Source organism: Acidimicrobiales bacterium (assembly GCA_035540975.1).
Taxonomy (GTDB): Bacteria; Actinomycetota; Acidimicrobiia; order Acidimicrobiales.
This window is the reverse complement of record DATLFN010000061.1, coordinates 1-10244: the sequence shown is the minus strand read 5'-3', so window position 1 is coordinate 10244 and position 10244 is coordinate 1. Positions and strand designations below refer to the sequence as shown.

The window sequence follows — 10244 nt, the reverse complement described above, 5'->3', positions numbered from 1 at the left end:
CGAGGCGACCCCCCGGCGCCGCCCGCGGCGCGCGGGCGGCGCCGGGGGGTCGCCTCGAACCCCGCCCGGGAGGCCGGGGTAGGCCGGGCCTCCGGGACTGGCCCAACGCCCGACCGCCGGCGGGAGGAGATCTTCGCTGCTCGGTCCAAGAGTCACACGCATCTCCCGCCCGGTCGACAGCCCGCGTCGGACCCTACGCAGCCGTCCCTGTGGACCGCCAGGGGGAGAACCCGGGGAAATGCGGGGGATTCCCGATCCGGGGTGCGTACCCCGGAGGTCCGGCGTCAGGCCCGTTCAGGCCGGCGTCAGGCACCGTCACCGGCGGCGCGGCGGTGGGCGCTTGGGCCGCTTCCTGGCCGACGACCGGTTCGCCGGCGGCCGTTTCGCCCGGGGCCGGCCGGCGGGCGGTCGCCGGGCCGGGCCCGAGGCGGAGCGGCGCCCGCCGCCGGCACCGGTGGACGCGCGTTTGCGGCCGGCGAGGAGGAGCCAGGCCAGCCCGAGGGGCACGGCCGCCGCCAGCACGTACACGACGAGCGGAACGCCTCCCGAGTCGTCGTCCGCCGGCTCCGGCCCGGCCGCCAGGTAGTACCCGGGCGCCTCGAGCGCGCCGGTGAGCCCGTTCCCTCGGGCGAGGGGGGAGGACTCCTTGCGCTCCCACACCTGGCCGTCGGCCGAGTACAGCAGGGTGGTCGCCGGCGCCGCCGACGTGAGCCCGACCGTGCCGGGGACGCCGAGCCGGTCGACGGGCGTTCCCGACGGCTGGTAGGTCAGCGTGATCCGGTAGGCGTTGCCCTGCGGCTCGAGCGCGCCGGGGAGGGCCCCGAGCGTGCCGGCCGCCACCGAGACGACGTCGAGGCGGGCCGACTCGTCGGGCGGATGGGGCGCGACGGCCTTCGACTGGAGCTGGGCCAGGGCCTGGCCGTCGGGCGGCGTCGCCGTACCGGGCGCCGAACCGTCGGCCGCCAGGCGCAGCGTCGCCTGCGCCGGTTCGGGCGGGCGGTTCCCCTCGGCGAACCGCTCCGGCGGGTCCACCCACAGGTACTCGCCGGGGTGCGACCCGAAGCCGTCGAACAGCGGGCGCATCCCGCCCGGCGACCACCACGTGGTGGCCACCGCCACCACCACGTAGGCGGCGACGGCGCAGGCGCCCGTGCGCACGGCGGTGCGGGCGGTCACAGGACCGCCACCGCGTTGGCGGCGGCGTGGGTCACCGCCGGGACCGACCACCGGCCCGACGCCCACCGCTGCCACGACAGGAGGAGCCCGGCGGCCAGGTCGACCGGCAGCGCCCACGCACCCCACACGGTGACGTGGACGGCGGCGAACGCGGCCGCCGAGCCGACCACGGCCGCCGCCGCGCCGAGCGGCAGGAGAAGGCCGTAGAGCAGCCGGCGGAACAGCGCCTCCTCGGTGACGGCGGCCAGCGTGTTCAGGACGAGGTAGGCGGGCAGGGCGGGTACCGCCGCCACCCCGCCTCCGATCAGCCGCCCGGCGACGAAGGCGGCGACGCCGGCACCCGCCACCGCCACCGCGGCCGCCCGGCTCGGCCGGGGCGTCGCCGCCCCCGACGGCTCGGGCCCGTCGGCGGCGACGACCGGGACCCGCACGGCGGCGCCGAGGATGCCCACCACGACGAAGGCCACGACCAGGGCGGCGGTGGGGTCGGCGGCCGGGCGGACCAGCCACGGCCGGGCCAGCAGCACGGCGCCGCCCGCCGCCACGGCCACGGCGGGCGCGCGCCACGGCGCCCGCCGCGCCTCTACGGCGATCATCCGTCCGTCTCCTTGCGGGCGTCGGCCGCCTTCGCCCGGCGCGACGCCACGACGGCCATGACGACGAAGACGAGGATGGGCACGGCCACGAAGGCGAGCTCGAGCACCAGGCCGGCCGTGCCGCCGTGGGCCAGTGTCAGCGTCGTCACCTCAACCTCCCAGGAGCAGGAACAGCCCGCCCACCGTGAACAGCACCATCGCACCGAGGAGCGGGTACTGCGAGCGGGTGGCGGTGCGGGGGTCGTCGAACAGGGCGAGGGCCCGGTCGTGGGCGACGACGACGCCGGCCACGTGGCCGACGACGATGGCGCCGCACTGGACGTAGGCGACGGTCAACGGGGACACGAGGGTGAAGTCCACCGTCCAGTCGGCCGTCCCGAACAGGTCCCACCCCCGGCCGAGCGGGTCGCTGGCCAGCGCGTAGGCGGCCTGGCCCTCGAGCAGCAGCAGCGAGAAGTAGTGGGCCACGGCGTAGGCGAGGACGATCGGGACCAGGGAGTGGACGAAAGCCGCCCGCATCCCGGCGGGGCTCATGCGCCCGTCGACCAGGCGTGACGCCACCCGCATGGCGAGTGCGAACGCCACGGCCACCGTTGCCACCGCCCAGACGAGGCCGGCGGTCCCCGCCAGGGTGGCCGCGTCGCCCTCCAGGCCGCCGGTGAGGTCGAGCCAGAACCGGGTGCGGGTCAGGCCGTCGTACGTCGTCGAGCCGAGGGCGACGACCACCAGCGCCTCCAGCCCCGGGCGCCACTCGAGGGCGGCCAGGCCGACGAACGGCGGCCGCAGCCGCAGCCGCCCCTCGTCGTCCCGCCACAGGGGCGCGGCATGGGCCACGACGGAGAAGAGCGCCCCGAACGCCTCGCCGAACCGCAGCCAGCTCCGCCCCCGGGCGAGGGCTCCGGCCAGGACCGCCACCGTGTACGCCGCCATGAGGGCGAACAGCGTCCGGGGCAGCGCCCGATCGGGGTAGACCAGCTCGACCCACACGAAGACCAGGATGCCGAGGGCGGCCGGCCAGTAGGTGAGGGACTCCTCGCCGCCGTCCTCGCCCTCCACCTCGCCCTCGGCGTCGTCGGCAGCGCCTCCCCCCACCCGGCGCGCCACGAGGGCGAGGGTGTCGTACGGGCTGAGCACCCGCCACACGTCGCCGACCAGGCCGGAGACGAAGAGCACCCCGACCCAGAAGGTCACGTAGACGACGACGGGGGCCAGGTTGGTCGACGAGGAGTTGTCGCCGACGGCGGCCGCTACCATCACGACGGCGAACAGCGCCAGCCCGGCGACGCGGGCGGCGACGGCGAGCAGGCGGAAGGCCGGGTGGCGGGTGTCGGCGACGACTCGGCCGGCCGGGCCGCCCTCCAGTCGGGCCTCCGGCCAGAACAGGGCGAGGGCGCCGAAGGAGGCCACCACCGCGGCTGCCGCGCCGTAGCCGAACATCCACGTGGGCAGGGGAAGGTCGGCGCGCCCGCCCAGCCCGTGGGCGAGCAGCCACGTCGTCGTCACGACACTTCGAGGGTCATGAGCACCCGGCCGCGGTCCTCCAGCTCGACCTCGTGGCGACCCGGGATGGTCGCGTCGACCTCGATGTCGGCCGGCATGTCGGGCCCTACCGCGCCGATCAGGTCGTAGGTGTGGACGTGCACCTCGTCGGCCACGTCGCTGGTCACCCGCAGGCGCACGGTCTCGCCGAGGGCGACCCGCTCGGTGCGGACGCCTCCGCTCACCCGGCCGCCGGCGAACGACACCTCGATCGTGCGGACGGCTGCCGTCGTGGTGGTGGTCGACGCCGGCGCCCCGCCGGCGGTGGTCTCGGTGCCCGCCGCGGCCGTCGTCGTGGTGGTCGTCGACCCGGCGACCGGGTCGTCGTCGTCGCCGCACGCGGTGGCGACGGTGGTCAGAAGGGCGGCAGCGGCGCAGGCGCGCGCCAAGCCGGAGGGGGTCATCGGTCTCCTCGTTCGCAGGTGGAAAGGGATCAGGCGAAGGCGAGAAGAGGAGGGGGCCCGCGCTCGGTGACCGACGAGCGGCCAGGGCCGCCGGTCGGGATCGACCGGTGGCCGGGCCACGCCGGGACCGACGGCTCCGGCGGCGCGAGGGTGCGGCGGGACGAGAGGGCGGCGCGCAGGCGCTCGCCGGTGGCCCGGGCCAGGGCCACCCCCAGCAGGAGGGCGGCGGCGGCGGCGGCCTGGGCGGCCACCCCCCAGCGGAAGGCACGGTCGGCGAGGAGGGCGCCGGCGCCGTGCCCGCCGGCCACCCGCTCGGCGGCCTCGAGCACGACGAAGGCGGCCACCTGCCCGCCGGCCAGCCAGGCCAGGCGCGGCGGCGAGTACCCGGCCCGCCGGCTCGTCGCCACCCAGGCCAGGGCGGCGACGGCGGCGCACGCCGCCAGCCACAGCCCGGGGCGGAGGTGGGCGTGCCCGGCGTCGAGGTCGGCCCGGCGGCCGGCGGCGGCGTAGCCGGCGACGTGCCCGGCGATCGTCCCGAGGGGCGACAGGGCCACGGTGAGGGCCAGGGCGGCGCGGCGCGGCGGGCGCATCGGCCCCAGGGTACGGCGGCCTCGTCACCTCGTGCGCCTACCGGGGCGACGCGCCGCCCTCAGTCATAGGAGCGGATGGCGCGGACGTTCAGCGCCATCATGACGGCGCCGAAGACGGCGATGACGGCGAACCCGCGTCCGATCCGGGCCCAGGCGTAGTCCTCCAGGATCAGCGACCGCTGCGCCTCCATGATGTAGGTGACCGGGTTGTACGTCGCCGCGATCTCCATCGGCGGCGTGAGCAGGTCGCGGGGGACGAAGTTCGGGGTCAGGAACAGGAACGGGAAGAACACCAGCCCGGCCGACTGCGTGGCGGCGGCGCTGCGCGCCTTGAGCGCCACCAGCTGCATGAACCCGGAGAACACGACGGCCCACCCGGCGACCAGGGCCAGGAGCAGCACGAACCCCGGCACCCCGGTGGCGACCGAGACCCCGAAGGGAAGGGCGGCGAGCACGATCAGGGCGGCGATGCCGAAGGCCTTCACCGCCTCGGCGGCCAGGCGGCCGAGCACCAGGGCGGTGCGGGGCACGGGCGCCGCCCGCAGCTTGTCGAAGTAGCCGCCTTCGATGTCCTCGACGAGGTACTGGGCGGCGCTGCCGAACGACGCCGCCAGCAGGAGGGCACTGGGCACCTGGAAGGCGCCGTAGTTCTGGCCCTCGAGGAACGAGGTGCCCCCGGCCGGGAAGATGCGAGCCGCCTGGCCGACGTTCACCACCAGGAAGAACAGGGGGATGAAGACCGTCGGGAGCAGGGCCTCGGGCGTGCGCCACGTCTCGATGATCGCCCGCCGACTGAGCACCCAGTAGGGCGTCACGCCTCCACCTCCTGGACCTGCCCGGCGACGCGCTCGCGGGTCCGGCCGGTGGCGTCGAGGAAGACGTCGTCGAGGGTCGGGTCGGCGTCCAGAGACCTTCGCTCCCGGAGCTCCGCCTTCAGCTCGTGGGGCGTTCCCTCCCGCACGATGGAGCCTCCGTCGATGATGGCCAGCCGGTCGCAGAGCTGGTCGGCCTCCTCCAGGTACTGGGTGGTGAGGAACACCGTCGTCCCCACGGCGTTGATCCGGCGCACCTCGTCCCAGACGACGAGGCGGCTGGCGGGGTCGAGGCCGGTGGTGGGCTCGTCGAGGAACAGGACCTGGGGTCGGTGGACCAGCGCCGAGGCGAGATCGAGCCGGCGCTTCATGCCCCCCGAGTAGCCCTTGATGGGTCGGTCGGCCGCGTCGACCAGGTCGACCAGCTCGATGAGCGCCTCGGCGCGGGCGGCCGCCTCGTCGACCGTGCTCCCGAACAGGCGGGCCTGGAGCACGAGCAGCTCGCGGCCGGTCTGGCGCGGGTCGAGGCCGGCCTCTTGGAGGGCGACGCCGATCCCCCGCCGCGCCCCGTCCGGGTCGGCCTGCACGTCGACCCCGGCGACGCGCGCCGTGCCCGACGTGATCGTCATGAGCGTCGTCAGCATGCGCACGGTGGTCGACTTGCCGGCGCCGTTGGGGCCGAGGAAGCCGAAGATCTCCCCCTCGGCGACCGCCAGGTCCACACCCCGGACCGCGTCGACCGTCCCGTCCCGGCCGCTGAACCGCTTGACCAGCTGTTCCGCCTCTACGGCGAGGGACATCGCTCGATGCTATCCACGCCGGTCCTGCGCCGACCGCCGACCGCTCGGGCACAGGGCGCCCGGTGGAGCGTCGAGAGGAGAACCGAACTCGTGGCCTACGCATTCCGAGGGTGCGAACCCGCGGTGATCCGCTACGACCGCTGTGAAGCCTGAGTCGGCGTCCCGGCCGGGAACGTTTATTCGCTCCTACCGCTCCTACCGCTGTGATCCGCTGGAGTTTATTCGGCCGCGTTCCTGGCCGGAGATCAGCCCAGCCGTTCGTCCTCGCCGGCAACACGCATCTCCCAAGAGCTCCTCGAGGATGGCGACGAGGACCTCCAGGATGCATCGACGCCGACGGCGTCCGCCAAGCCCTCGCCGCCGGGATGGTCGGCATGGGCGCCGCTGCGGGCTTCCGGGTCGTCGCCGACAGCGTCGAGCACCAGGCGCAGGTCGTCACGCGTCGTTCGCTCGGGGTGCACGCCGGGAGTACGCCGTCCGGGGCTTCGTCGACCAGCTCGGCCAGCAGATCTCGGTGATCCGGTCTCAGCAGCGTCACCAGGCATGGCAGGACCACGTCGAGGACGTCTTCAAGAACGGACGGGCCCGACGGCGCACCGCCAGCGGCTGATCGCCCTCGAGCTGGGCCGACGGACGAAGCCCGTTCGACGGGCGGATGTGCCGCGGCTGTCGCCTGAGATCGCCGTGGCCTACCTGGGCAAGACCGATCGAACCATCGCCCGTGACATGAACACCTTGAACGAGCTCGACTTGGTCCGCTCGACGGTGAAGGGCTGGGAAGCCCGGTCTGAGATCGTCACGGCGTTCCTGCCCGAGCGGGCCGACTCCCCGCTTACGGGCGAAGCGTGCCGCGACGTGGCCTGACCCGGCACCTCTCGACCCACGCCTCGACGTCGTCAAGCCGGGCGTGTCAGCTGCCGTCGATGAGCGTCGCCGGAATCTCGCCGCTGGCCAGTCAGCCCTGCGCCGTCCTGCGGTGGACGTGCAGGTAGTGGGCGACCTCGTCGGCCGTGCGCAGCTCCGGGTGACCCGGCCGGCGTGATCGGGGCCCTACGCCGGGACGAGGTCCGCCCGCCGAGCGTGCTGCTCGTTCCACTCGACGAGCACGTCGGCGGTCGCCATGGCGCGGTCCTGGAGATCGAAGGCGACGGTGAAGGCCTTGCGGGAGTCCGGAGCCTCGACGACGACGTAGAACTCGAGCTCGGAGGTCTCGAGGTTCGCCGAGACGTCGGCCTCGAGGTCGTGGAGCTCGGCGAGGGCCTCGGCGACGTGGTCGAAGGTGAGCTCGATGTCGGCCCGGTCGAGCGGCCCGTGGGCCCCACGCAGCCTTCCCTTCGTCTCGACGACGAACCTCACGGTCGGTCTCCTTCGGGCCAGCACGTCTTCCGGAACCATTGAAGCAGATGGCCGGCGTAGTAGCCGCTGGAGGGCGTCTTAGCCACGCTCCTCAGGTGGACGCCGCACCCGCACCTGGCCTTCCAGTGTTTCTTGGCGGGCAGGATCGTCCAGCCGTGATCCTCGGCCAGACGGAGGACGGCTTCGATCTCCTTATCGGGGTGTCGCAGTCGCTGCATGGCAATAGCGTCCCGGCCGTTCGCTCAACGTCAAGGGCTCGCAGGCGGCAGGTTGCGGCTCGTCGGACACGGAGGTGTATCAGCCCGACGGCGGCATTGCCACCCGCTGCCGATCGCCGGCGTTCCCTCGTTGAGCCGCTCATGCCGTCGTTCTCGGCCGAATGCCGCCGGTGGCGGACCCGCAGCCAATAACGCCCTGACCTGCCGCTCCGCAGAGCCCGAGAGGAGAATCGAACTCCTGACCTACGCATTACGAGTGCGGTCCTGGGGATGCCATGATGTCGCCGCTCGTCGCACCTCGTGCCAGAAACCCTTGTGCATCAAGGGCTTGTAGGCGTTGCAGGTCGGACTGGCGGAACGGCCTGGGACGCGTCGCCACGCGATTGTTGGGATGACTGTTGGGATGGCGAGGGCGAACGAGTGGGCCAGACCACAACGATCCCTAGGCGACGGAACTGCGCCCGGCGGCTGGCTGCGGAGTCGCCGAACTGCGCGCCCGCCAGCCCACAATCACCGATGGACCCGCTGCAGGAACCGGCTATGTCGGGAACCGGCGCGGCTTGTTCCAGAACTGGACCCTCGCTTGGAGCAACCTGCGGACGAGGTCTTCAATCGGGTAGGTGTCCAGATGATCGGCGACATCCTGACAGTCGAGGACCGCGCGCAGCGCCTTCACTGCCTGATCGAGCTTGGCTGCAGTCATTCGAGTTGGCACGTAGGGCACTCTCTTTCGTCCCGTGCGACTTCACAGCCTGTCAGCGCGTGGTCCCCATCGACGTCCTGCTGGTCGAGGAGGCCCGACCTCGGCAGGCGGTCGACCCGACGAAGGGTGGCCGAGCGCCTGCGGATGTCACACGATGCCACTCCGCCCCGAAGCTGGACTGACTGATGTCCGAACACCTCGAGTCCCGCCGCGCTCGGAGCCTCCGTACCCCTCGTCACTCTGGCCGTACTGCCATCCAGCACACCACGCCGACATCCTCCTCGGTGATCCGTGACAGGGCCGGGGGCGGCTGGACTGGCTGCAGGCCGAACTCCTTAACCACGTCCACTACACGACGCGCACCGTCGTCCCGGGATATCTCGCCCTCGACGAGTAGCCGCCGGATCTCCGCTAGGGCTTGGCGGACTGAGGAGCTGCGCTCGACGCTCAGTGCCTCGTCGGCGGCCCCTGCCCCGGGCGGGAGTGTCACTGAGGGATCACGAAGAAGATCAAGTGCAAATCTCTGCGCGGGCCCGATCCGCTCTGCGTCGGCGCGAGGGTCGGCCCGGCGGTTGTGCTCATCCACGATGGACGCGACAGCCGGCGCCCAAGCCGCCTCGAGGTCGACGGCCGCAGCCACCGTGTCGAGCCCGGCCGCAGACCCAGGGCTGATGCGCCGCAGCATCTCGGCATCACTGTCGAGGACTTTCCCGCCGTCCTCAACGTACCGCCAGTAGCGGGTGCCGTCCGTCGTGCGGCAGGCGAAGAAGACGCCGGCGTCGCCCATCGAGGGCACGCCGCGGCCCTGGCGGAAGGTGGCGCCGACGCCCCACGGCAGTGCCCGCAGCCGGGCGGTCTCGCCCTCGGCCATCGCCCGTTGCAACTCGGCGCGCAGCTCCTCGCCCGCAAAGGCACCGTCCTCGCCACCATCGTCGAGGAGCGACTCATCACCCCCCGCCAGCCTTGAGGCGTAGGTCCGGAGCTCCGGCTCCACGCCTTCGATCACACCCGTCTCCATGCCGTAGACCGTGGCGGCCAGGATCTTGCGCCGGATCGCGGCCTCCAGACGCAGGAGCGCCTCGAGGTCACCGTCCTCGGGGAGCATCGTCGTGAGAAAGACCTCCTCATGGGGGCTCTTGAGCCGGACCACCCGGCCGTTGCGCTGCACGACGCGCTGCGGGTTCCACGGCATGTCGTAACTGACCACCGCTTCCGCCTGCTGCAGGTTTTGGCCTTCCGACAACACGTCGGTCGAAACGAGCAGGTCGACCTCGCCGTCCGGCGGGACGTACCCGGGTCGCACGACGGTGTCCGGGCAGAACCGGCCCAGCAGCGCGGCACGGGCGTCGGGATCGCTGTCGCCGCCGATGACGACCACTCGGTCCCGGCCGCCGATCGCGGCAGGCAGGTGGGCGTCGAGGTAGCGCACCGTGTCGCCGAAGGTCGCGAACACCACAACCTTGGCCCACGGCGATTCGGCGAGCAACGTGCGAAGGTCCGCCAGCTTCGGGTCGTCCTCCGCCGACAAGCGGTCCAGGCGGGACTCGATCGCGGCGAGCACGCCCCGATCGGCGGCGACCGCCTCTCCATAGGTGGGCAGATAGTCGGAGGTGGGCCGGGACTCGTCGTCGAGCAGCGCCTCCGCCACCCATCCGGCCAGACCGGCGTCGTCGGCCTCGGCAACAGCGGCGTCGTGGAGGGCGGCCCGGGAAGGCACGAAACCGTCCTCCCACGCAGCAAGGAACGCATCGTGGACGGACACCATGCGCCGCACCGTGACCAGGCAGGCCCACCAGCAGGACTCGAAGCGCTTCAGGATGGCGGACTGAAGCAGGCCCCCCAGGGCAGCTTCGGCCTGGGCTTCCTCGCCATTCACTTCGAACGCGCTCGGCCGATAGCGGGCCATGGAGAGGGACCCGATCAGGGCCGCCATCTCCCCGATCAGGCCCGCCTCGGCGGCGTCGAGGTCGTACCGGAGAGTCCGCAGCCGGGGCCGGGGGAACCGTACGGGGGTGCCATCGGGAAACGTCGCCCCCGGGTAGTGCTGCTC

The 10244-nt window shown here is 73.1% G+C and carries 13 protein-coding genes and 1 tRNA gene; 1 reads left to right on the top strand and 13 read right to left on the bottom strand.

All coding sequences use genetic code 11. From position 1 onward, the window contains the following. Positions 1-315: 315 nt before the first annotated feature. From VM242_07520 to VM242_07480, 9 genes are all read right to left on the bottom strand, one after another. Positions 316-1176: a hypothetical protein gene (locus tag VM242_07520; GenBank protein ID HVM05002.1), complete on the bottom strand. Its 861-nt coding sequence runs from the start codon at positions 1174-1176 to the stop codon at positions 316-318. Further along, a complete protein-coding gene (locus VM242_07515) occupies positions 1173-1772 on the bottom strand; it encodes a CPBP family glutamic-type intramembrane protease (GenBank protein HVM05001.1) in 600 nt (199 codons plus the stop codon). Before VM242_07515 ends, VM242_07520 begins: the two co-directional genes overlap by 4 nt. Continuing rightward, positions 1769-1921 carry a hypothetical protein gene (locus tag VM242_07510; GenBank protein ID HVM05000.1) on the bottom strand — a complete coding sequence of 51 codons (153 nt, stop codon included), beginning with the start codon at positions 1919-1921 and terminating at the stop codon, positions 1769-1771. The genes VM242_07515 and VM242_07510 overlap by 4 nt, the downstream gene beginning before the upstream one ends. Position 1922: 1 nt before the next feature. Beyond that, positions 1923-3275 (bottom strand): hypothetical protein, encoded by a 1353-nt coding sequence (locus VM242_07505; GenBank protein HVM04999.1) that lies wholly within the window; start codon positions 3273-3275, stop codon positions 1923-1925. Further along, positions 3272-3715: a hypothetical protein gene (locus VM242_07500; protein ID HVM04998.1), complete on the bottom strand. Its 444-nt coding sequence runs from the start codon at positions 3713-3715 to the stop codon at positions 3272-3274. The genes VM242_07505 and VM242_07500 overlap by 4 nt, the downstream gene beginning before the upstream one ends. A gap of 29 nt (positions 3716-3744) precedes the next feature. Beyond that, the gene (locus VM242_07495; protein ID HVM04997.1) at positions 3745-4305 is read right to left on the bottom strand and encodes a hypothetical protein; all 561 of its coding nucleotides are present in this window, start codon (positions 4303-4305) and stop codon (positions 3745-3747) included. 59 nt (positions 4306-4364) lie between these two features. After that, positions 4365-5120: an ABC transporter permease gene (locus tag VM242_07490; GenBank protein ID HVM04996.1), complete on the bottom strand. Its 756-nt coding sequence runs from the start codon at positions 5118-5120 to the stop codon at positions 4365-4367. Next, on the bottom strand, positions 5117-5917 hold the full coding sequence (locus VM242_07485; protein ID HVM04995.1) for an ATP-binding cassette domain-containing protein: 801 nt from the start codon (positions 5915-5917) through the stop codon (positions 5117-5119). Before VM242_07485 ends, VM242_07490 begins: the two co-directional genes overlap by 4 nt. Before the next feature lie 245 nt (positions 5918-6162). Beyond that, the gene (locus VM242_07480) at positions 6163-6339 is read right to left on the bottom strand and encodes a hypothetical protein (GenBank protein ID HVM04994.1); all 177 of its coding nucleotides are present in this window, start codon (positions 6337-6339) and stop codon (positions 6163-6165) included. 262 nt (positions 6340-6601) lie between these two features. On the opposite strand from VM242_07480, the gene VM242_07475 reads away from it, so the two are divergent. Further along, positions 6602-6781, top strand: coding sequence for a hypothetical protein (locus VM242_07475; GenBank protein HVM04993.1), 180 nt, complete (start codon positions 6602-6604; stop codon positions 6779-6781). 186 nt (positions 6782-6967) lie between these two features. Here VM242_07475 and VM242_07470 read toward each other — a convergent pair whose 3' ends face one another. The 4 genes from VM242_07470 to VM242_07455 form a co-directional block, all read right to left on the bottom strand. Next, positions 6968-7273: a hypothetical protein gene (locus VM242_07470; protein HVM04992.1), complete on the bottom strand. Its 306-nt coding sequence runs from the start codon at positions 7271-7273 to the stop codon at positions 6968-6970. A 433-nt stretch (positions 7274-7706) separates the two neighbouring features. Next, positions 7707-7795, bottom strand: a tRNA-Thr gene (locus VM242_07465). A 234-nt stretch (positions 7796-8029) separates the two neighbouring features. Then, positions 8030-8194, bottom strand: coding sequence for a hypothetical protein (locus VM242_07460; GenBank protein HVM04991.1), 165 nt, complete (start codon positions 8192-8194; stop codon positions 8030-8032). 235 nt (positions 8195-8429) lie between these two features. After that, the coding region (locus VM242_07455; protein HVM04990.1) for a C-terminal helicase domain-containing protein at positions 8430-10244 on the bottom strand (1815 nt) is incomplete at its 5' end.

Excerpts from the sequence above, each read along its gene's own strand:
- VM242_07515 (HVM05001.1), bottom strand. The coding sequence starts at position 1,772 with ATGATCGCCGTAGAGGCGCGGCGGGCGCCGTGGCGCGCGCCCGCCGTG.
- VM242_07500 (HVM04998.1), bottom strand. The coding sequence starts at position 3,715 with ATGACCCCCTCCGGCTTGGCGCGCGCCTGCGCCGCTGCCGCCCTTCTG.
- VM242_07495 (HVM04997.1), bottom strand. The coding sequence starts at position 4,305 with ATGCGCCCGCCGCGCCGCGCCGCCCTGGCCCTCACCGTGGCCCTGTCG.
- VM242_07485 (HVM04995.1), bottom strand. The coding sequence starts at position 5,917 with ATGTCCCTCGCCGTAGAGGCGGAACAGCTGGTCAAGCGGTTCAGCGGC.
- VM242_07460 (HVM04991.1), bottom strand. The coding sequence starts at position 8,194 with ATGACTGCAGCCAAGCTCGATCAGGCAGTGAAGGCGCTGCGCGCGGTC.